The 19,432-nt window shown below is 70.1% G+C and carries 22 protein-coding genes; 16 read left to right on the top strand and 6 right to left on the bottom strand.

The genetic code is table 11. The features are described 5' to 3' along the window. Positions 1–264 precede the first annotated feature (264 nt). The gene (locus tag C2865_RS09790) at positions 265–726 is read left to right on the top strand and encodes a hypothetical protein (RefSeq protein ID WP_106398038.1); all 462 of its coding nucleotides are present in this window, start codon (positions 265–267) and stop codon (positions 724–726) included. 9 nt (positions 727–735) lie between these two features. Here C2865_RS09790 and C2865_RS09795 read toward each other — a convergent pair whose 3' ends face one another. Both C2865_RS09795 and C2865_RS09800 read right to left on the bottom strand, forming a co-directional pair. Beyond that, on the bottom strand, positions 736–1,620 hold the full coding sequence (locus tag C2865_RS09795) for a tyrosine recombinase XerC (RefSeq protein WP_232835482.1): 885 nt from the start codon (positions 1,618–1,620) through the stop codon (positions 736–738). Positions 1,621–1,860: 240 nt separating this feature from the next. Further along, the gene (locus tag C2865_RS09800) at positions 1,861–2,376 is read right to left on the bottom strand and encodes a murein hydrolase activator EnvC family protein (protein WP_106398040.1); all 516 of its coding nucleotides are present in this window, start codon (positions 2,374–2,376) and stop codon (positions 1,861–1,863) included. A gap of 269 nt (positions 2,377–2,645) precedes the next feature. Between C2865_RS09800 and rpsB the strand changes: the two genes are divergently transcribed. The 8 genes from rpsB to C2865_RS09840 all read left to right on the top strand — a co-directional run bounded on the left by rpsB (position 2,646) and on the right by C2865_RS09840 (position 8,864). Next, positions 2,646–3,560: a 30S ribosomal protein S2 gene (gene rpsB / locus C2865_RS09805; RefSeq protein ID WP_106398041.1), complete on the top strand. Its 915-nt coding sequence runs from the start codon at positions 2,646–2,648 to the stop codon at positions 3,558–3,560. A gap of 79 nt (positions 3,561–3,639) precedes the next feature. Next, positions 3,640–4,476, top strand: coding sequence for a translation elongation factor Ts (gene tsf, locus C2865_RS09810; RefSeq protein WP_106398042.1), 837 nt, complete (start codon positions 3,640–3,642; stop codon positions 4,474–4,476). A gap of 91 nt (positions 4,477–4,567) precedes the next feature. Beyond that, a complete protein-coding gene (gene pyrH, locus C2865_RS09815; RefSeq protein WP_106398043.1) occupies positions 4,568–5,326 on the top strand; it encodes a UMP kinase in 759 nt (252 codons plus the stop codon). A gap of 15 nt (positions 5,327–5,341) precedes the next feature. Next, positions 5,342–5,899, top strand: coding sequence for a ribosome recycling factor (gene frr, locus C2865_RS09820; RefSeq protein WP_106398044.1), 558 nt, complete (start codon positions 5,342–5,344; stop codon positions 5,897–5,899). Between the two features lie 59 nt (positions 5,900–5,958). Continuing rightward, the gene (locus tag C2865_RS09825; protein ID WP_232835483.1) at positions 5,959–6,738 is read left to right on the top strand and encodes a phosphatidate cytidylyltransferase; all 780 of its coding nucleotides are present in this window, start codon (positions 5,959–5,961) and stop codon (positions 6,736–6,738) included. A gap of 14 nt (positions 6,739–6,752) precedes the next feature. Further along, complete coding sequence (rlmN, locus tag C2865_RS09830) at positions 6,753–7,886, top strand: dual-specificity RNA methyltransferase RlmN (protein ID WP_106398046.1); 1,134 nt, start codon at positions 6,753–6,755, stop codon at positions 7,884–7,886. Between the two features lie 17 nt (positions 7,887–7,903). Further along, positions 7,904–8,443 carry a DivIVA domain-containing protein gene (locus C2865_RS09835; RefSeq protein WP_198653125.1) on the top strand — a complete coding sequence of 180 codons (540 nt, stop codon included), beginning with the start codon at positions 7,904–7,906 and terminating at the stop codon, positions 8,441–8,443. Between the two features lie 10 nt (positions 8,444–8,453). After that, a complete protein-coding gene (locus tag C2865_RS09840; RefSeq protein WP_106398048.1) occupies positions 8,454–8,864 on the top strand; it encodes an HIT family protein in 411 nt (136 codons plus the stop codon). Between the two features lie 5 nt (positions 8,865–8,869). Here C2865_RS09840 and C2865_RS09845 read toward each other — a convergent pair whose 3' ends face one another. After that, the gene (locus C2865_RS09845; RefSeq protein ID WP_198653126.1) at positions 8,870–9,334 is read right to left on the bottom strand and encodes an Lrp/AsnC family transcriptional regulator; all 465 of its coding nucleotides are present in this window, start codon (positions 9,332–9,334) and stop codon (positions 8,870–8,872) included. A gap of 211 nt (positions 9,335–9,545) precedes the next feature. On the opposite strand from C2865_RS09845, the gene C2865_RS09850 reads away from it, so the two are divergent. The 6 genes from C2865_RS09850 to C2865_RS09875 all read left to right on the top strand — a co-directional run bounded on the left by C2865_RS09850 (position 9,546) and on the right by C2865_RS09875 (position 16,507). After that, positions 9,546–10,982 (top strand): aminobutyraldehyde dehydrogenase, encoded by a 1,437-nt coding sequence (locus C2865_RS09850; RefSeq protein WP_106398050.1) that lies wholly within the window; start codon positions 9,546–9,548, stop codon positions 10,980–10,982. A gap of 81 nt (positions 10,983–11,063) precedes the next feature. Continuing rightward, positions 11,064–12,161: an ABC transporter ATP-binding protein gene (locus C2865_RS09855; RefSeq protein WP_106398051.1), complete on the top strand. Its 1,098-nt coding sequence runs from the start codon at positions 11,064–11,066 to the stop codon at positions 12,159–12,161. A 4-nt stretch (positions 12,162–12,165) separates the two neighbouring features. Further along, positions 12,166–13,374 carry an ABC transporter substrate-binding protein gene (locus tag C2865_RS09860; RefSeq protein ID WP_106398052.1) on the top strand — a complete coding sequence of 403 codons (1,209 nt, stop codon included), beginning with the start codon at positions 12,166–12,168 and terminating at the stop codon, positions 13,372–13,374. Further along, a complete protein-coding gene (locus C2865_RS09865; RefSeq protein ID WP_232835484.1) occupies positions 13,374–14,228 on the top strand; it encodes an ABC transporter permease in 855 nt (284 codons plus the stop codon). Before C2865_RS09860 ends, C2865_RS09865 begins: the two co-directional genes overlap by 1 nt. Beyond that, a complete protein-coding gene (locus C2865_RS09870) occupies positions 14,225–15,007 on the top strand; it encodes an ABC transporter permease (protein ID WP_106398053.1) in 783 nt (260 codons plus the stop codon). The genes C2865_RS09865 and C2865_RS09870 overlap by 4 nt, the downstream gene beginning before the upstream one ends. A gap of 90 nt (positions 15,008–15,097) precedes the next feature. Further along, on the top strand, positions 15,098–16,507 hold the full coding sequence (locus C2865_RS09875; RefSeq protein WP_106398054.1) for an NAD(P)/FAD-dependent oxidoreductase: 1,410 nt from the start codon (positions 15,098–15,100) through the stop codon (positions 16,505–16,507). Between the two features lie 46 nt (positions 16,508–16,553). Here the strand turns inward: C2865_RS09875 and C2865_RS09880 are convergent, their stop codons facing one another. Genes C2865_RS09880 through C2865_RS09890 form a run of 3 tightly spaced genes read right to left on the bottom strand, consistent with a single transcriptional unit; the run spans position 16,554 to position 18,856 of the window. Further along, positions 16,554–17,834 (bottom strand): hypothetical protein, encoded by a 1,281-nt coding sequence (locus C2865_RS09880; protein ID WP_106398055.1) that lies wholly within the window; start codon positions 17,832–17,834, stop codon positions 16,554–16,556. Beyond that, on the bottom strand, positions 17,834–18,265 hold the full coding sequence (locus tag C2865_RS09885; RefSeq protein ID WP_106398056.1) for a cupredoxin domain-containing protein: 432 nt from the start codon (positions 18,263–18,265) through the stop codon (positions 17,834–17,836). The genes C2865_RS09880 and C2865_RS09885 overlap by 1 nt, the downstream gene beginning before the upstream one ends. Before the next feature lie 60 nt (positions 18,266–18,325). Then, positions 18,326–18,856 (bottom strand): PH domain-containing protein, encoded by a 531-nt coding sequence (locus C2865_RS09890; RefSeq protein ID WP_332873346.1) that lies wholly within the window; start codon positions 18,854–18,856, stop codon positions 18,326–18,328. Between the two features lie 108 nt (positions 18,857–18,964). Between C2865_RS09890 and C2865_RS09895 the strand changes: the two genes are divergently transcribed. After that, entirely contained in the window at positions 18,965–19,417 is a 453-nt protein-coding gene (locus tag C2865_RS09895; protein ID WP_106398057.1) for a winged helix-turn-helix domain-containing protein, read from the top strand. The last annotated feature ends 15 nt before the right edge of the window (positions 19,418–19,432 follow it).

Consider the following 19,432-nt stretch of genomic DNA (forward strand, 5'->3'; position numbering starts at 1 on the left):
GCGAGCACGGAAAGTGACCGAACTGAATTCTGTGGATAACGAGTGGCGAAGTGCCGGGCGCCGGATCGGAAAGCGCGCCATTCGAGGGAGGTTCTGCCTGTTCGGCCCTGGTCGGACCGTTTGCCGGAGGCGCTTGAGGGCCTGTTCCGTTGCGTGGCCAGGGGTTCGGAGGGTTCTTCAGGCGGTGGGCGTAGCGGGTTCGGCGGTACGGGGAGCGGGCCGTGATGGTGCAACGGGGGAGCCTGCGCCGCCCGTCTCGTATGTATGAGGACTTCTCGAATCGGCGTCGCCGTCACCGGTGCGGTCCTGGTGCTGGGGGCGTTGGCCGCTTTCTGGTTCGTCCCGCGAGCCGGGAGCGACACCGGTTGTCCGGGGGAGGACCGCGACTCGATCGTCGACTGGACGCCGTTCCTGCGCTTCGACGGGCGTACGTATCACAGCACCGTCTTCGAGGATCCGGAACGGGTCGGACGTTCGCAGGTCGGGGAGGAGGTGGGCAGGGTCACCTGCCGGCTCTCGTCGCATTCGGACGCCGATCGTCCCACCGCGTCCTACCCCGACGGGACGGCCCCGTTCCTTCGGGTCGGCACTCCCATCCACCGCCTGGCCGGGCATCCGGTCGCGTGCCGGGTCGTGGTGGACGACGAGGGGAAATTCACCGTCTACGCGGCCCGCCACGAGGTGAACGGCCGGGAAGTGCCCTCCTGCCCGGAAGAGGAGGACTGACGGGCGGGTTCAGGCCCGGGGGTGGGCTTGGGCGTGGGCGGCTTTGAGGTGGGCGGGGGAGAGGTGGGTGTAGAGCTGGGTGGTGTGGAGGGAGGCGTGGCCCAGGAGGTCCTGGACGGTCCGGAGGTCGGCGCCGCCTTCCAGGAGGTGGGTGGCGGCGGTGTGGCGGAGGCCGTGGGGGGTGAGGTCGGGGAGGCCCGCCCGCCGGAGGGCGCGGTGCACTATGCGGCGGGCCGTGTTGGGGTGGAGGCGGGAGCCGCGGACGCCCAGGAAGAGGGCCGGACCGCCGGCCGGGACGGCCCAGGCGGAGCGGGCGGACAGCCAGGCGCGGGTGGCCTGGAGGGCGGGCTCTCCTATCGGGACGGTGCGCTCCTTGTCGCCCTTGCCGAGGACGCGGACGGTCCTCGTCTCCTCGTCCAGATCGTCGACGTCCAGCGCGCACAGTTCGCTGACCCTGATGGCGGTGGCGTAGAGGACCTCCAGGACGGCCAGGTCGCGCAGAGACTCGGGTGAGGACTCGCGCGGGGCGTCCAGGAGCTCGGCGGCCTGCTCCTGGCGGAGGATGCGGGGCAGCGGGCGCGAGGCGCGGGGGACGCCCAGCAGCGGCCCGGGGTCCTGGGCCAGGAGCCCCCGCCGGTGGGCCCAGGCCGTGTAGGTGCGGGCGGAGGCCGTGCGGCGGGCCAGCGTGGATCTGGCCAGCCCTGAGTCGTGCAGGCGGGCCAGCCAGTCGCGCAGCAGGTCGACGTGCAGGTCCGCGGGCGTGGCCAGCCCCCTGGCCAGGGCGTGGGCCTCCAGGTCGCCCAGATCGCTCAGATAGGCGCGGACGGTGTGGGCCGCCAGGCCGCGCTCCAGCCGCAGATGCCGTTCGAACTCCGCCAATCCCAGCCCGTCCACGTCGGCAACGTTACCCGCGCGGACCCCCGAAGATCCGCTCCCGCCCCGAACGGAAAAACCACCCGAAAACGCACCCCGCTGTCCCCGTTGGCCCATCGGCCCGTCATTCTGCCGACCGTCACCCCCGGCCTGTCGGCCTGTCGGCCGTTGCCTGTGGCCTTCTGGTCTGCCGGTTCGGCGCCGGGCGGTCCCGCGGGCCCGGTGGGCGTGATCGGGTCGCGGGGAGGGCCGGAGCGGGGGTCAGGAAGGGGGCCAGCGGGGGAGGAGGCGGATCTCCGGCGGGGAGAGGAGGGCCAGGGGGTCGAGGTAGGTGTCGGAGCGGCGCAGGCCCCAGTGGAGGCAGGCGGCGGGGCGGCAGTGGGAGCGGGCGGCCTGGACGGTGCCGATGACGGTGCCGGTGGTGACCGCGGTGCCGGGGGAGACCGCGGGGAGGACGGGTTCGTAGGTGGTGCGCAGGGGGCCGTGGGTGAGGGTGATCACACCTCGGCCCGCCAGATCGCGGGCGAAGGCCACCCGGCCGGGGGCGGGGGCCCGGACGGCCTGGCCGGGACGGGCGGCCAGGTCGACGCCGCGGTGGCCGGGGAGCCAGGGGGCGGCGGGCGGGGCGAAGGGGCGGACGACGCGGACGGGCGGGGGCAGCGGCCACCTCCACGGAAGCGGTGGGGCGGACGACGCAACGGGCGGTGCGGCGGGCGGGGGGAGGGTGAGCGGGACGGGCGGCGGCGTGGGCAGGAGGAGGGGGAGAAGGAGGATCATGGCGCCAGCGTGGTCGCGCGGGGGTGCGGAGGAGGGGCCGAGCGGGGTTCTGGGGATGGCCGGGTTCGTCTTCGATTCGTGGTCGGCGGGCGCGTTCCCCTAAACTGGGGGGACGGTGCGGGTGGACTCTGTCCAGCCGCCCGAATTCTCAGCGTCCGCCGGCCGCTCAGGCGGGGCGCGTCTCCCAGGTCTGCATCGTCAGGAACGACGGGGCAGCGGGGCGCGTCCGGACGTGACAGGCGAACCGAACAGAAGAAGGAGTACGGGCCATGGCTCCCGTCGTCACCATGCGACAGCTGCTCGAGAGCGGCGTGCACTTCGGCCACCAGACGCGTCGCTGGAACCCGAAGATGAAGCGCTTCATCCTCACCGAGCGCAACGGCATCTACATCATCGACCTCGAGCAGTCGCTCGGGCACATCGACCGCGCCTACGAGTTCATCAAGGCGACCGTCGCGCACGGCGGCACGATCCTGTTCGTCGGCACCAAGAAGCAGGCGCAGGAGGCCATCGCCGAGCAGGCGACCCGTGTCGGGATGCCGTACGTCAACCAGCGCTGGCTGGGCGGCATGCTCACCAACTTCTCCACCGTCCACAAGCGGCTGCAGCGCCTCAAGGAGCTCGAGCTCCTGGACTTCGACGACGTGGCCGGCTCCGGCATGACGAAGAAGGAGCTGCTGGGTCTCAAGCGCGAGAAGGACAAGCTGGAGAAGACCCTCGGCGGTATCCGCGACATGGCGAAGGTCCCCTCCGCCGTGTGGATCGTGGACACCAAGAAGGAACACATCGCGATCAGCGAGGCTAAGAAGCTGAACATCCCGGTCGTCGCGATCCTCGACACCAACTGCGACCCCGACGAGGTCGACTACCCGATCCCGGGTAACGACGACGCCATCCGCGCCGTCAGCATCCTCACCCGCGTGGTCGCCGACGCCGCGGCCGACGGCCTGCTGGTGCGCTCCGGCGGCGGCGCCGGCGCGGACAAGGCGGCCGAGGTCGCCGAGCCGCTGGCCGAGTGGGAGCGCGAGCTGCTCGAGGGCAAGAAGGACGAGGCCCCCGCCGAGGCCGCTGCGGCCGAGGCTCCCGCCGAAGCCGCCGCCGAGGCGCCCGCCGAGGCCGCGGAGGCCCCCGAGGCCCCCGAGGCCGCCGCCGAGGCTCCTGCCGAGGCCCCTGCCGCCGAGTAAGTCCTCATCGAGCGCGGTCCCGCACGGGACCGCGCTCGGTCCAGAGCAGACAGCGCACCAAAAAAGGGATTCGAGAACCATGGCGAACGTCACCGCCGCCGACGTCAAGCGGCTCCGTGAGCTCACCGGCTCCGGCATGATGGACTGCAAGAACGCCCTCACCGAGGCCGAGGGCGACTTCGACAAGGCCGTAGAGATCCTGCGCCTCAAGGGCGCCAAGGACGTCGGCAAGCGCGCCGAGCGCACCGCCGGCAACGGCCTGGTCGCCGAGTACTTCCAGGGCGAGGGCGACGGCACCCTGCTCGAGCTCAACTGCGAGACGGACTTCGTCGCCAAGAACGAGGGCTTCATCTCCCTCGCCGACAAGATCACCAAGTTCGCCGCCGAGTCCGGCCTCGCGGACGTGCCGGCCCTGCTGGCCGCGGAGATCGAGCCGGGCAAGACCGTCCAGGCCCTGATCCAGGAGAACTCCGCCACCATCGGCGAGAAGCTGGAGCTGCGCCGCTTCGTGCACTTCACCGGCGCGTACGTGGCCAGCTACCTGCACAAGTCCGACCCCCAGCTGCCGCCGGCCACCGGTGTGCTGGTCCAGCTGGACAAGGCCAACCCGGAGATCGCCAAGGACATCGCCCAGCAGATCGCGGCGATGGCACCCAAGTACCTCACCTTCGACGAGATCCCGGCCGACGTGATCGAGAAGGAGCGGGCGCTGGCCGAGACCAAGACCCGCGAGGAGGGCAAGCCCGAGGCCGCGATCGCCAAGATCGTCGAGGGCCGGGTCAACGCCTACCTGCGTGACTTCGTCCTGCTGGAGCAGGCCTTCGTCAAGGACAACAAGAAGACCATCGCCAAGCTTCTGGACGAGGCGGGCGTCAAGGTCGAGCGGTTCGTCCGCTTCAAGGTCGGCCAGGCCTGAGCAGCACCTCCTTTCGGGGAGTGATCCGCTTTCTCCTTAGCCGGGGGAAACCTAAGGTAGAACGTGAAGCAACACCGAGGAGGCCGTCGCCGTGCCGGAAAACCATCAGAATGACACAGCGACGGCCTCCAAGCATGGCTGGAAGCGGGTGCTGCTGAAACTGTCCGGCGAGGCGTTCGCCGGCGGCCAGCCGCTCGGCATCGACCCGGTGGTCGTGCAGCACGTGGCCGAGGCGATCAAGGTCGCCGTCGACGACGGCATCCAGGTCTCCGTGGTCTGCGGCGGCGGCAACATGTTCCGCGGCGCGCAGCTGTCCGAGCGCGGCATGGACCGGGCCCGCGGCGACTACATGGGCATGCTCTCCACCGTGGTCAACTGCCTGGCGCTGCAGGACTTCCTGGAGCGCCTCGGCGTGGACACCAGGGTGCAGACGGCCATCACCATGGCCCAGGTGGCCGAGGCCTACATTCCGCGCCGCGCCGTGCGCCACCTGGAGAAGGGCCGCGTCGTGATCTTCGGCGCGGGCCTGGGCCAGCCGTTCTTCTCCACCGACACCTGCGCCGCCCAGCGGGCCCTGGAGATCGGCGCGGACGCCGTCCTCAAGGGCACCCAGGTGGACGGAGTCTACGACGCCGATCCCCGTAAGAACCCGGACGCTGTGCGTTTCGACCGTTTGGACTACGGTGAGGTCCTGCGACGTGGTCTGAAGGTCATGGACGCCACCGCCATCAGCCTGTGCATGGACAACGGCCTGCCCATCGTGGTCTTCGACCTGATGGGCGAGGGCAACATCGTGCGGGCGGTGCGGGGCGAGAAGATCGGCACCCTCGTCAGCCCGGCAGAGAACTAGACGGGAGCCAGTGCAGTGATCGATGACATCCTCCTCGAGGCAGAGGAGAAGATGGAGAAGGCGGTCGCGGTCGCCAAGGAGGACTTCACCGGTATCCGCACCGGCCGGGTCACCCCCGCCATGTTCAACAGGATCATGGTGGAGTACTACGGCGCGTTGACCCCGGTGAACCAGCTCGCCTCCTTCCACCTGCCCGAGCCGCGCATGGTGGTCATCCAGCCGTTCGACAAGAGCTCGATGGCCGCCATCGAGAAGGCGATCCGCAACAGCGACCTGGGGGTGAACCCGGGCAACGACGGATCGATCATCCGGGTGATCTTCCCCGAGCTGTCGGAGGAGCGCCGCCGGGAGTACATCAAGATCGCGGGCGGCAAGGCCGAGGACGCCAAGATCTCGATCCGCAACATCCGCCGCAAGGCCAACGACACCCTCGACAAGCTCGTCAAGGACGGCGAGGCCGGCGAGGACGAGGTACGGCGTGCCGAGAAGGAGCTCGACGAGGCGACCAAGAAGTACGTGGCCTCCGTCGACGCACTGCTCGAGCACAAGAAGGCAGAGCTGCTCGAAGTCTGATGGCCCAGTCGACAGAGCCCACGGCCAGACGCAATCCGGGGCGCAACGTTCCGGTGGCCGTGGGAGTGGGACTGGGACTGGCCACGCTGGTCCTGGTCTCGCTTTATACGGTACGGCAGTCCTTCATCGTGGTCGTGCTGGTCTTCGGCGGGGTGGCGTTGTGGGAACTGAACTCGGGCTTCGCCAGCCGGGGGATCAGGATCCCGATGCTCCCCCTGGCGATCGGCGGGGCCGCGATGCTCCCCCTCGCGTTCTTCCACGGCCCCGGCGGCCTGGTCATCACCCTGGCGCTGACCGTCCTCGTCCTGCTGATCTGGCGGATGAAGGACGGCGCCGACGGCTACGTCCGAGACGTCACCGCCGGTGTGTTCACCGCCGTCTACCTGCCGTTCCTGGTGGGCTTCGCGATGCTGCTGCTGGTGCCGGAGAACGGCGCGCACCAGATCGTGGTGTTCATCGCGGTGACGGTCGCCAGTGACATCGGCGGCTTCTTCGTCGGCGCCTACCTGGGCAAGCACAAGATCGCCCCGAGGATCAGCCCGAAGAAGACCTGGGAGGGCTTCGCCGGTTCGGCGCTGACGTGCATGGCGGTCGGCGCCTGGCTGCTGTCCTGGCTGCTGGAGCTGCACTGGTGGCAGGGCGTGCTGCTGGGCGCCTGCGTGGTGCTGACGGCCACCCTCGGCGACCTCGTCGAGTCGATGATCAAGCGCGACCTGGGCATCAAGGACCTGGGCACCCTGCTGCCCGGCCACGGCGGGGTGATGGACCGGCTGGACTCCCTGCTGATCACCGTCCCGGTGGTGTGGATCCTGCTGCAGGCGTTCCACTCCTTCGGGTGAGCGAGACTGGAAGCATGTCGCAAGAGAACACCCCGCCAGCACCGCCCGCGCCCGGACGGCTCGTCTTCGCCGGGCCCCGGCGGGCCAAGCCGCCCCGCCACCTGGCCGACCTGACGGTCGCCGAGCGGCGGGAGGCCGTCGCGGCGCTGGGCGAGAAGCCGTTCCGCGCCGACCAGCTGTCCCGCCACTACTTCGACCGCCTCGTCGACGACCCGGCCGACATGCCGGACCTCTCCAAGGCGCTGCGCGAGAAGCTGGTCCCCGAGCTGCTGCCGCGCCTGCTCACCCCTGTGCGGGACCTGGCCTGCGACGGCGGCAGCACCCACAAGACGGTGTGGAAGGCCTTCGACGGCGTCCTGTTCGAGTCCGTCCTGATGCGCTACCCCGACCGGGTGACGATGTGCGTCTCCTCCCAGGCCGGGTGCGGCATGAACTGCCCGTTCTGCGCCACCGGCCAGGCGGGCCTGACCCGCAACCTGTCGACCGCCGAGATCGTCGAGCAGGTCGCGGCCGGGCAGCGGGCGCTCAACCAGGGCCGGATCACCGGCGGTCCGGGCCGGGTCAGCAACATCGTCTTCATGGGCATGGGCGAGCCCCTGGCCAACTACAAGGCGGTGCTGGGCGCGGTCCGGCGCATCACCGAGCCGGCCCCGGCGGGGCTGGGCATCTCCCAGCGCGGTGTGACGGTCTCGACGGTCGGGCTGGTCCCGGCGATCGAGAAGCTCACCGCGGAGGGCCTCTCGGTGCGCCTGGCGGTCTCCCTGCACGCCCCCGACGACGAGCTGCGCGACACCCTCGTGCCGATCAACACCCGCTGGAAGGTGCGCGAGGTGCTGGACGCGGCCTGGGGCTACGCGCGCGAGTCGGGCAGGCGGGTCTCCATCGAGTACGCGCTGATCAAGGACGTCAACGACCAGGCCTGGCGGGCCGATCTGCTGGGCAGGCTCTTGAAAGGCAAGCTCGTTCACGTCAATCTGATCCCGTTGAACCCCACACCGGGATCGAAGTGGACGGCGTCGCGTCCCGAGGACGAGCGCGAGTTCGTACGGCGGCTGGCCGGGCACGGGGTGGCAGTGACCGTCCGCGACACCCGGGGGAGGGAGATCGACGGCGCCTGCGGCCAGCTGGCCGCCGCCGTGAAGACCTGACCGAGGAGGTCCTCCAGGTGGCACGGTTCCCCCGAGTGCTGCGCGGCTACTTCACCAGCGAGGTCGACGCCCTGCTGCTGCGGATCGAGGCGGCGCTGGGCCGCACCGACGCGCCGGTGCCCCCGATCACTGCGGACGAGCTGCGGGCGACGAAGCTGAGCGTCGTGGTGCGGGGGTATGACCCGCACGCGGTGGACGGCGCCCTGCTGGAGTACGCCAGGGAGCTGGAGCACCGGGAGCGGGGCGGCGGCGAGCCCTACACCGAGACGGTCGCGGGCCAGGTGCCCTGGCTGGTCCGGTGGATCGAGCAGGCGCAGTTCTCCACCACGCGGCTGCGGCCGGGCTACCGGGAGCGGGACGTCGACGAGCTCCTGGACCGGGTGACGGCGGGCCTGCTCGGCCAGGCGCCTCCGGTCCACGCCGACGACATCCGCAAGTGCGTGTTCGGCTCGGCGTTCCTGGGCGCGGGCTACAACGAGGTCGAGGTCGACCGCTTCCTGGACGAGCTGGCCGCCGCGCTCGACCACCTCCGGCAGGCGGGCAGCGCACCCGGTTAGGCTGGCCGCCATGGACGGGTGCGTGTTCTGCGAGATCGTCTCCGGGCGTACGGCCGCCCACCGCGTGCTGGACGAGCCGGAGGGCGTCGCCTTCCTGGACACGCGCCCGCTGATCAAGGGCCATGTGCTGCTGGTGCCCAGGCGGCACCACGAGACGCTGACGGACGTGCCGCCCGAGCTGCTGGGCCCGCTGTTCACGCTGGCGCAGCGGCTGGCGGGGGCGGTGCAGCGGGGCACGGGCGCAGCGGGGACGTTCGTGGCGATGAACAACAAGGTCAGCCAGAGCGTGCCGCACCTGCACGTCCACGTGGTGCCGCGCGACCGCGGAGACGGCCTCAAGGGCTTCTTCTGGCCCCGCCACGCCTACGACTCAGACGAGGAGGCCGCCGCGCACGCCGAGCGGATCAGGGCGGCCCTGTAGGCGTCTCAGCGCGTTCCCCAGGAGTAGGTCTGCTTCCTGAGCTTGAGGTAGACGAAGCTCTCGGTGCTGACGACGGCGGGGACGGCGCGGATCCGGCCGAGGATCTCCAGCAGCTGCTCGTCGGTCTCGGCGACCAGCTCGACCAGCAGGTCGAAGGAGCCCGCCGTGATCACGACGTAGTCGATCTCCGGCATGGCGGCCAGCTCGTCGGCCGCCTTCTCCAGGTCGCCTCGGCACTTGATGCCGATCATCGTCTGCCGGGAGAAGCCCAGCATCATGGGGTCGGTGACCCCGACGATCTGCATGACCCCGGCGTCCAGCAGCCGCTGGACGCGCTGGCGCACCGCCGCCTCCGACAGCCCGACGGCCTTGCCGATGGCCGCGTAGGAGCGCCGGCCGTCCTGCTGCAGCTGCTCGATGATGCGCTTGGAGGTCTCGTCCAGATGGACGCGCCGGGCGGGCTCGCTCATGGGGGACATCTTTCCGGGTCGCCTTGGGTACGGAAGCCGCAGAACCTCGCGGCCCTGCCATTGAACCGTTCCTAGCTGCGACATCAGCTCACCGGATGGCAGTTTTGCAAGTGATTCCGTCGAGAAACGTGTTTGTAACAACGGAATCTATTGTTTGCGGGGTTATGCTCTGCAACAGTCAGGTCGACACGGAACACGGCGGAGGTCGAGGATGACCGGCAAGGAACTCTTGCGCAACTTCGTGAACGGGAAGTACGTCGACGCCAGGGACGGAGGGGTCTCCGACGTCGTGGACCCCAGTACCGCAGAGGTCTACGCGCAGGCGCCGGTGTCGGGCGCGGCGGACGTCGAGGCGGCCTGCGCGGCGGCGGCCGAGGCCTTCGAGGGGTGGCGGGACGCCACGCCCAAGGACCGCAGCCTGGCCCTGCTGAGGTTCGCCGACGCGATCGAGGCGCGCGGCGAGGAGCTCGTCGCGGCCGAGTGCCGCAACACCGGCAAGCCGCTGCAGCTCACCAGGGAGGAGGAGCTGCCTCCCATGGTGGACAACATCCGCTTCTTCGCAGGGGCCGCCCGCATCCTGGAGGGCAGGTCCACCGGCGAGTACCTGGCCGACCACACCTCCTCGGTCCGCCGCGAGCCGATCGGGGTCTGCGCCCAGGTCACGCCGTGGAACTACCCGATGATGATGGCGGTGTGGAAGTTCGCCCCCGCGCTGGCGGCGGGCAACACCGTGGTGCTCAAGCCGTCGGACACCACCCCGGTCACCACGCTGATGCTGGCCGAGATCGCCGCGGAGTTCCTGCCGCCCGGCGTGTTCAACGTCGTCACCGGCGACCGCGACACGGGCCGCGCGCTGGTGGAGCACCCGGTCCCGCAGATGGTGTCGATCACCGGCTCGGTGCGGGCGGGCAGGGAGGTCGCAACCTCGGCCGCCCGCGACCTGAAGAAGGTGCACCTGGAGCTAGGCGGCAAGGCGCCGGTGGTGGTGTTCGACGACGCAGACATCGCCGCCGCGGCCGAGGGCATCGCGGGCGCCGGCCTGTTCAACGCGGGCCAGGACTGCACCGCGGCCACCCGCGTCCTGGTGCACGAGCGCATCGCCGCGGACTTCACCGCCGCGCTGGCCGAGGCCGCCGCAGGGCTGAAGACCGCGGGCCCGGACGACCCGGACGCCTACTACGGCCCGGTCAACAACGCGGACCAGCTCGCCCGCGTCCAGGGCTTCCTGGACCGGGTGCCCGGCCACGCCACGGTCGAGACCGGCGGCTCCCGGGTGGGGGAGAAGGGCTACTTCTTCGCCCCGACCGTCATCTCGGGCGTGCGCCAGGACGACGAGCACGTCCAGGAGGAGATCTTCGGCCCGGTCATGACCGTGCAGCCGTTCTCCGACGAGGACCTCGCGGTGCGCTGGGCCAACGGCGTCAAGTACGGTCTTTCGGCGTCGGTCTGGACGAAGGACCACGGCAGGGCGATGCGGATGACCCGGCGGCTGGACTTCGGAGCGGTGTGGGTCAATACCCACATACCCTTTGTGTCCGAAATGCCGCATGGCGGCTTCAAGCACTCGGGATACGGCAAAGACCTGTCGATGTACGGTTTCGAGGATTACACCCGGATCAAGCACGTCATGCACTACCTGGGCGCCTGACGCCCGCAGCTCCACCGGCCCGGTGGGACGGCCCCCGACCGCCCCGCCGGGCTCCGCGCAACCCCCGAAGGACACAAGTCAATGACGGATACCCCCGCCATCGAGCTCGCCGGCGTCGTGAAGGAGTTCACGTCGCACGGCGAGACCGTCCAAGCCGTCAAAGGCGTCGACCTGAGCATCGGCGAAGGGGAGTTCTTCTCCCTTCTAGGGCCCTCCGGGTGCGGCAAGACCACGACCATGCGGATGGTCGCGGGCTTCGACGAACCCACGTCGGGCCGGATCCTCCTGCACGGGCAGGACGTGGTGGGCGTGCCGCCGAACAGGCGGGACGTGAACATGGTGTTCCAGTCCTACGCGCTGTTCCCGCACCTGAGCGTGGCGGAGAACGTCGCCTTCGGGCTCCGGCGCAGGAAGAAGGCCGACAAGCGGGAGATCACCCGCAGGGTCGGGGAGATGCTCGAGGTCGTCGGCCTCACCGGGCGGGAGAGGCGCCGGCCGTCCGAGCTGTCGGGCGGCCAGCAGCAGCGGGTGGCGCTGGCACGGGCACTGGTCAACGACCCCCGCGCCCTGCTGCTGGACGAGCCGCTGGCGGCCCTGGACCTCAAGCTGCGCCAGAGCATGCAGGTCGAGCTCAAGCGCATCCAGCGCGAGGTCGGCATCACCTTCGTGTTCGTCACCCACGACCAGGGCGAGGCACTGACCCTGTCGGACCGGATCGCCGTCATGAACGACGGCCGGGTGGAGCAGCTGGGCACCCCGCGGGAGGTCTACGAGCGGCCCGGCACCCGGTTCGTGGCGGGGTTCATCGGGACCTCCAACCTCCTGTCCGGGGCGGTCACCGAGCGGTCCGGGGAGCACGCGGTCATCGCCCTGGGGCCCGAGGAGCGGATCGTCGTCCCCGCCGGGGCCGCCGCCGGCCGGGAGCTGGAGGTGACGGTCCGGCCGGAGAAGATCGACCTGGGCGTCGAGCGGCCACCGGGACCGGGCAGCGTGCTGCGGGGCACGGTCACCGAGGTGATCTACCTGGGGACGGCCACCAACTACAACGTCCGCACCTCGACCGGTGCGGACGTCGTCGTGTTCGTCCAGAACGCGAACAACGCCAATGACATCGCCGTACGGGGGGACAGCGTGTGGCTGTCGTGGGAACCGCGGCACTCTTACGCGATTGGAGCCTGACCGAATGAAGCACGACCCCCTCCTCGGGCGCGGCCTGACCCACCGCCGCGACTTCCTGCGCCTGATGGGCCTGGGCGGCCTCGGGCTGGCGGCCGCGGCCTGCGGCGTCGGCGGCCAGGGCGGGCAGGAGAACGTCACCGGCTCCGAGGTCGAGGAGTTCTGGGCGGGCAGGTCCGAGACGGGCGAGCTGAGCTGGGCCAGCTGGGTCGGCTACATCGAGGACGACCGGGCCACCCTGGAGAACTTCACCGAGGCCACCGGCATCCGGGTGGAGTACAAGGAGGTCATCAACGAGACCTCGGAGTGGTTCGGGAAGATCAACGAGCCGCTGCGCGCCGGGCAGTCCATCGGCTTCGACCTCATGGTGATGACCAACGGCATCCAGCTGGAGCAGTGCCGCCAGCTGGGCTACCTGGCCCCGCTGGACCACTCCCGGCTGCCGAACTTCGCCGCCCATGTGGGCGAGCCGTTCAAGGACCCCGCCTTCGACCCGGGCAACACCTTTACGGTCCCCTACATGTCGGGCATCACGGGCATCGCGTACAACACCAAGTACGTCAAGGAGCCCATCACCAGCTGGTCCGACCTGCTGAACCCGAAGTACAAGGGCAAGATCGGCATGATGGGCGACAGCCAGGAGCTGGGCAGCGCAGGGCTGTTCCTCATCGGCGTCGACCCGGAGAAGTCCACGCCCGCGGACTGGGAGAAGGCCGCCGCCAAGCTGCGCGAGCAGCGCCCGCTGGTGCGCAAGTACTACTACCAGGACTACATCGAGGCCGTCACCAAGGGCGACGTGTGGGTGACGATGGCCTGGTCCGGCGACGCCTACAGCCTGGCCGGACCCGAGGTCGAGTTCGTGATCCCCGAGGAGGGCGGCACGATCTGGACCGACAACCTGTGCATCCCCAGGACCGCCGAGAACCCGGTGTCCGCGCTGAAGATGATCGACTACCTGTGCGACCCGGCGGTCAACGCGCCGCTGACGGAGTTCATCACCTACATCACGCCCGTCCCCGGCACCAAGGACGTCCTGAGGCGCAAGGCAGACGCCGCCACCGGTGAGGCGAAGGAGGAGCTGGAGGAGTTCCTGAGCAGCCCGCTGGTCTACCCCGGTGAGGCGGACCTGGCCAAGCTGCGCCGCTACCGGACCCTCGACCAGGCGGAGAAGGAGCAGTACCAGAAGATCTTCACGCCGATCGTGCAGGGCTCGTAGTGCGCAGCAGGCTCACCCCCTACCTCATGGTCCTGCCCGGCGGGTTGTGGCTGCTGGCGTTCTTCGCCGTTCCGCTGGTGCTGATGGTGTCGTTCTCCCTGATGACAGGGAACATCATCGAGGGCTTCGAGCAGGTGTTCCGCTGGCAGAACTACACCGAAGGGCTGGAGCTGTACGGCGACAAGTTCGTCCGGTCGCTCTGGTACGGCCTGCTGGCGACCACCGCCTGCCTGCTGCTGGCCTACCCGGCCGCGGCCTGGATCGCGTTCCGCGCGGGCAGCCGCAAGTCGGTGTACCTGCTGCTGTTGCTGCTGCCGTTCTTCGTGTCGTTCATCCTGCGGACGGTGTCCTGGAAGTTCGTGCTCGCCGACAACGGGATCGTGCTCGGCACGCTGAAGGGATGGGGGGTGCTGCCGGACGGCTTCCACGTCCTGGGCACCACCTTCGCGGTGATCGCAGGCCTGACGTACAACTTCCTGCCGTTCATGGTGCTGCCCATCTACGTGGCGCTGGAGCGCCTCGACCCCCGGGTGGTCGAGGCGGCGCAGGACCTCTACGCCTCCCGGACGCAGACGTTCCTGCGGGTGGTCCTGCCGCTGTCGCTGCCGGGGGTGTTCGCCGGGGTGGTCATGACGTTCGTGCCGGTCTCCGCCGACTACGTCAACGCCGACGTGCTGGGCGGCCCGGACAACGTGATGATCGGCAACGTCATCTGGACGGAGTACTTCGTCAACAACGACTACCCGACGGCCTCGGCGCTGTCGTTCACGATGATGGCGATCCTGCTCGCAGGCATCTTCCTGTACGCCAGGGCTCTGGGCACCGAGGACGTGCTCGAGGCGGCGAAGCGATGAGCGCGCGGCGCGGCAGGGGCCTGCAGGTCTACACCTGGATCCTGGTCGGCTGGCTGGTCCTGCCGATCGCGGTGATGATCCTGTTCGGCTTCAACGACACGACCACCAGGCAGAACTTCGTCTGGGAGGGCTTCACGCTCAAGTGGTACGCCCGCCTGTTCGAGAAGCCCGACCTCACCCAGGCGCTGGTCAACTCGCTGTTCATCGCGGTGCTGAGCACCGCCGTCACCACGGTCCTGGGCACGCTGATCGGCCTGGCGCTGGGCCGCTACCGCTTCCGGGGCAAGGGTCTGTCGAACGTCGTGCTGTTCGCCGCGATCTCCTCTCCGGAGCTGGTGATGGGCGCGTCGCTGCTGTCGATGTTCGTCACCCTGAACGTCCCGCGCGGCATCGGGACCGTGGTGGCCGCGCACGTGATGTTCTCCATCGCGTTCGTGGCGGTGACGGTGCGGGCCAGGGCGGCGGGCCTCGATCCGGCCCTGGAGGAGGCGGCCGCCGACCTCGGCGCGACGCGCTGGGAGACCTTCCGCCTGGTCACCCTGCCGATGATCATGCCGGGGGTGCTCGCCGGCGCGCTGCTGGCCTTCGCCCTGTCCATCGACGACTTCGTCATCACCAACTTCACCAGCGGGACCACCGTGACGTTCCCGCTGTGGGTGTGGGGGTCCACCCGCACCGGAACCCCGCCCCAGGTCAACGTGATGGGCACGTTGATCTTCGCCATCGGCGTCCTGATCGCGATCGTCAACGTGGTCGCAGCACGCCGCAGGAAGACCTGACACGTGGCCCTAGTCCCGTCCGGGGAAGGATCCGTCGCAACCGTGGCACGGACCCCGGGCGGGGCCCAGGGGACACAGAAGAAGGAAATAGTGAACGCGCTCAAGGCTCTCGCCGAGGCGGAGCCGACACCGTTCTGGCTGCAAGATCCGGCTCGTCCCGAGCCCTGTCCCTCGCTGGTGGAGACGACCGCCTGCGACCTGGCCGTCATCGGGGGCGGCTACACCGGTCTGTGGACCGCGCTGCTGGCCAAGGAACGCGACCCGGCACTGGACGTGGTGCTGGTCGACGCGGACCTAGCGGGGGAGGCGGCCTCCGGCCGCAACGGCGGCTTCTGCGCCGCCTCCCTCACCCACGGTCTGTGGAACGGGATGGAACGCTGGCCGCGCCAGATCAGGACGCTGGAGCGGCTCGGCAAGGAGAACCTGGCGGGGATCGCCGCCACCGTCGCGCAGTACGGAATCGACTGCGACTTCGAGTTCACCGGCGAGCTGAAGGTCGCCACCGAGCGGTGGCAGCTGCCCGAACTGGCGCGGGAGGGCCGGTACGGCACCGCGTTGGGCCACGACATGCGGCTGCTCGACCGGGACGAGATGCGCGCGGAGGTGGACTCGCCCACCTACCTGGGCGGGCTCTGGGACGTGGAGGGTGCCGCCATGCTCCACCCGGCCCGGCTCGCGTGGGGCCTGCGGGAGGCCTGCGCCGCGCTGGGCGTCCGGATCTACGAGCGCACCCCCGTCACCTCGATGGAGAGCGAGCGCCTGGGGGTCCTCCTGCGGACACCCTACGGTCGCATCAAGGCACGCAAGGTCGCGCTGGGCACCGGGGCCTTCCCGCCGCTTCTTAAGCGGCTCAAGCACTACCTGGTACCCGTCTACGACTACGCCCTCATGACCGAGCCCCTGTCGCAGGCCCAGCTGGACGAACTGGGCTGGCGCAACAGGCAGGGCCTGTCGGACGCGGCCAACCAGTTCCACTACTACCGGCTGACGGCCGACAACCGCATCCTGTGGGGCGGCTACGACGCGATCTACCACTTCCGCAACGGGATCCGCGCGGAGCTGGAGTCCCGCCCGGAGACGTTCGCGCGCCTGTCGAGGCACTTCTTCACCACCTATCCGCAGCTCGAAGGCGTGTCCTTCACCCACAGCTGGGGCGGGGTGATCGACACCTGCAGCAGGTTCTGCGCCTTCTACGGAAAGGCGATGGGCGGCCGGCTCGCCTACGCCGTCGGCTACACCGGGCTGGGCGTGGGCGCCGCCCGGTTCGGCGCCCAGGTCATGCTCGACCACCTGGGGGTGGGGCCGGTGACCCGGGAGCAGGCCGAGCGGCTGCGGCTGGAGATGGTGACCGGCAGGCCGCTGCCTTTCCCGCCCGAGCCGCTGCGCTTCGGGGCGATCCAGCTGACCCGCTGGTCCATCGCACGGGCCGACGCCAACCAGGGCAGGCGCAACCTGTGGTTGCGCACCCTGGACCGGTTCGGGCTGGGTTTCGACAGCTGAGACGGGAGACGGGCGCCGGGCGGGGGCCGCCCGGCGCCGTCCGGTCTCAGGTGGCGAACAGCAGGGCCAAGCCGCCGACGGTGAAGAAGACCATCAGCAGCAGCAGGGGAAGCTGCCCGGTCAGGGCCCGGTTCCTGGGCAGCAGCTCGACGGCGCGGTCGTGCGCGGCGAACACGCCCAGGACGTGCCCGATCACCACGGCTCCGGCCCGGATGACGGCCTGGGCGGTGTCGCCGAGGAGTTCGTAGTCGATCACCCAGTCGCGGGTGCCGAGGTAGTCGGCCTGGGTGACGAACGGGTCGGTCCACAACTTCATCGCCTGCTGGCCGCCGAAGACCAGGAGCGTGAAGTAGTGCGCTACCAGGTACCCGATCGCGATGGGGATCAGCGACGGCGCCAGCGCGCCCGGGGCGTCCGGGCCGATCATCCGGGTGCACAGCCAGTAGGTGAGCGCCACCAGCGCCACCAGCGCGGCCAGCCCCAGCGTGCCCATCAGCACGCGCGGCAGCGGACCCGACTGCACCTGCCCGGCCCACCAGGGGGAGCGGGAGAACCCGTCGTAGGCGGTGGAGCCGAGCATCACGCACACGACCGCGACCAGTCCCGGCGCGGCCTTCAGACCGGCCAGCCCGTCGAACGGGTTGCGCAGCACCAGGCGGCCGTCGGGGCGGCGGCCCAGCGGCGCGAGCCGGCCGATGAGCCCGGAGTAGACCTCGAACGGGTCGCCCTTGTCGAAGAACTCCGCGCCGAAGACCAGCGAGCCGACGGTCATGACGACCGCGTACACCGCGAACCAGGTGAGCAGCGCCCACCCCTCCTCGCGGTCGGGCGGGATGAGCTCCAGCCAGGTGAAGGCGAACAGGCCGACGGCGGCGGGCCAGTAGCCCAGCCAGGGCGGCAGCTGCGCCAGCGGCCTGCCCCCGCTGATCAGGGAGAGGCCCGCGTGCACGGCCCGCAGCGGGTTCAGCAGCTTCCAGACCGGGCCGAACAGCAGCGACAGCGGCACCAGGCCGACCCAGAACAGGACGTAGACCGTCCAGGGGGCGGGGTTGGCCGCGCCCCCCGCGCCGAACAGCGCGGCGGCGGCGGTCAGGACGGCCAGGACCACGCCGGCCAGCCGCAGGACGAACCGGGTGGCCGCCGCGTCGGCGAAGGACTGCAGCCCGGCGGGGACGGGCCGCCCCCTCCCGCCGTCGAAGCGGGAGTCGCGCCACAGCACGCCCACCGCCATGAAGGAGACCAGCACGGCCAGCGCCGCCCCGGCCAGCAGGAACGACAGGGGGATCGGCAGGTCCTGGCGGCCGCCGATCCCGTGGGCGAGGACCATCAGGAGACCTCGAGGTTGAACAGCAGCAGCCCGGAGTCGTGGGTCTCCACCTCGAACCGGCCGCTCTGGTCGGCGGTGAACTCGATCACCGCGGTCTCGCCGGCCTTCAGGTCGGCGGTGTTGTCGTAGCCGTGGACATGGAGTTCGTCGGGCTTGTCACTGGTGACCTCGATGCGGACCCTGTCACCCTTGGTGATCTTGTGGGTGGACGGGCGGGGCGCGACCTTGTTCCCGTTGACGTCCACCTTGATCAGCGTCCCGTCGAAGGCGGGCTCGCTCGGGGTCCCGGGGGCCGCGGCGGTCTCGGACGCCGTCGCCGACGGGGCGGCCGAGGACGGGGCCGACGGGGCGGCCTCCTTCTCCTCGCCGCCGCAGGCTGCGGCGAACAGGGACAACGCGACGACGGGGACGAGGGCGCGGGCGCGGAACACGGGGGACTCCTGAGCTCGGGGGAGGCTGACCCCGGCCAGTCTAGGGACCCCCGGAGGCGGTCAGTCGTCGATGCTCTCGGCGGAGAAGATCGCGGAGGAGACCTCGTAGTAGAGCTGCTCGGGGTAGGGCATGAAGGTCACCTCCCGGAACGCCTGGTCGTCTCCGGCGCTCTCCATGATGAAGGTGCCGTAGTCCAGGATCTCGCCGAGCACGGTGCGCTCCATCTTGATGTCGGTGACCTTGCCGCGCGGGATCATGCCGACGCGGCGGGCGACGAGCCCGCGGATGTACATCAGGCGGAGGTCGGTGACGATGAAGAACTCCACCGTCCAGGTGAGCAGTTTCCACAGCAGCCGGCCCAGTACGAGGAGCCAGGCGATCCAGATGACGGCGGCCGCGGCGCCGCCGCCGAGCCAGCCGGTGAGGGCGCCGGCGACGATGAGGCCGCCGAGCGTCTCGCAGAAGTAGCGCAGCAGCACGGCCGGATGGCGGCGCACCGCGATGACGTTGCCTTCGTTCGCCATGAGGTACTTGCGGAACACGCGGGCCCTGGTTCGTTCCCGGATGACCATCGCCTGGTTGAAGCGCACGCCTTTCAGCATCGCACACGAGCGGCCCGCCGCCCCCGTCCCGCGGCGCCGGGTTCGGCCGCGCATTAAATCTATAAACTCGACCAACTAGGTGGGTAATATGGCGTCATGGATTCCACCACATTCGCCGCCAAGGTCGAGGGCCTCGCCCCGGGCGAGGGGCGGCTGCTCGGCGTCGTCCCCATGGAAGGCACCCGCACCGCGCTGGTCGTCGTCGGTCATCTCGTGGACCTGGACACCGGGAACGGGGCGCCCCCGCTGCCGCTGCCGCCGCACGACGGCGACGGCCTGTCCGTCGACCCGGTGGCCCGCGCCGTGCGGGCGGACGGGCGCGCGGTCCCGCTCACCTACCAGGAGTTCGAACTGCTGGCCCACCTGACGGCCAGTCCTGGCCGGGTCCACTCCAGGGGCCAGCTCCTGCGCGCCGTGTGGGGGCACACCGACGCGGGTTCGCTGCGGACGGTGGATGTGCACATCCACCGGCTTCGGAGCAAGCTGGGAGGATACCGCCAGAGGATCGTCACAGTCCGGCGGTTGGGTTACATGTACACCAAACGTTGACTTCTGCTGACGGGT

Origin of the sequence: Actinocorallia populi (assembly GCF_002995495.1) — a bacterium.
In the GTDB taxonomy this organism is placed as follows: Bacteria; Actinomycetota; Actinomycetes; order Streptosporangiales; family Streptosporangiaceae; genus Actinocorallia; species Actinocorallia populi.

Coding starts and splice junctions, on each gene's coding strand:
- rlmN (WP_106398046.1), top strand. CDS start 6,753: ATGTCGCAAGAGAACACCCCGCCAGCACCGCCCGCGCCCGGACGGCTC.
- C2865_RS09895 (WP_106398057.1), top strand. CDS start 18,965: ATGGATTCCACCACATTCGCCGCCAAGGTCGAGGGCCTCGCCCCGGGC.
- C2865_RS09880 (WP_106398055.1), bottom strand. CDS start 17,834: ATGGTCCTCGCCCACGGGATCGGCGGCCGCCAGGACCTGCCGATCCCC.
- C2865_RS09840 (WP_106398048.1), top strand. CDS start 8,454: ATGGACGGGTGCGTGTTCTGCGAGATCGTCTCCGGGCGTACGGCCGCC.
- C2865_RS09800 (WP_106398040.1), bottom strand. CDS start 2,376: ATGATCCTCCTTCTCCCCCTCCTCCTGCCCACGCCGCCGCCCGTCCCG.
- C2865_RS09870 (WP_106398053.1), top strand. CDS start 14,225: ATGAGCGCGCGGCGCGGCAGGGGCCTGCAGGTCTACACCTGGATCCTG.
- tsf (WP_106398042.1), top strand. CDS start 3,640: ATGGCGAACGTCACCGCCGCCGACGTCAAGCGGCTCCGTGAGCTCACC.
- C2865_RS09790 (WP_106398038.1), top strand. CDS start 265: ATGAGGACTTCTCGAATCGGCGTCGCCGTCACCGGTGCGGTCCTGGTG.
- C2865_RS09860 (WP_106398052.1), top strand. CDS start 12,166: ATGAAGCACGACCCCCTCCTCGGGCGCGGCCTGACCCACCGCCGCGAC.
- C2865_RS09845 (WP_198653126.1), bottom strand. CDS start 9,334: ATGAGCGAGCCCGCCCGGCGCGTCCATCTGGACGAGACCTCCAAGCGC.
- rpsB (WP_106398041.1), top strand. CDS start 2,646: ATGGCTCCCGTCGTCACCATGCGACAGCTGCTCGAGAGCGGCGTGCAC.
- C2865_RS09855 (WP_106398051.1), top strand. CDS start 11,064: ATGACGGATACCCCCGCCATCGAGCTCGCCGGCGTCGTGAAGGAGTTC.
- C2865_RS09850 (WP_106398050.1), top strand. CDS start 9,546: ATGACCGGCAAGGAACTCTTGCGCAACTTCGTGAACGGGAAGTACGTC.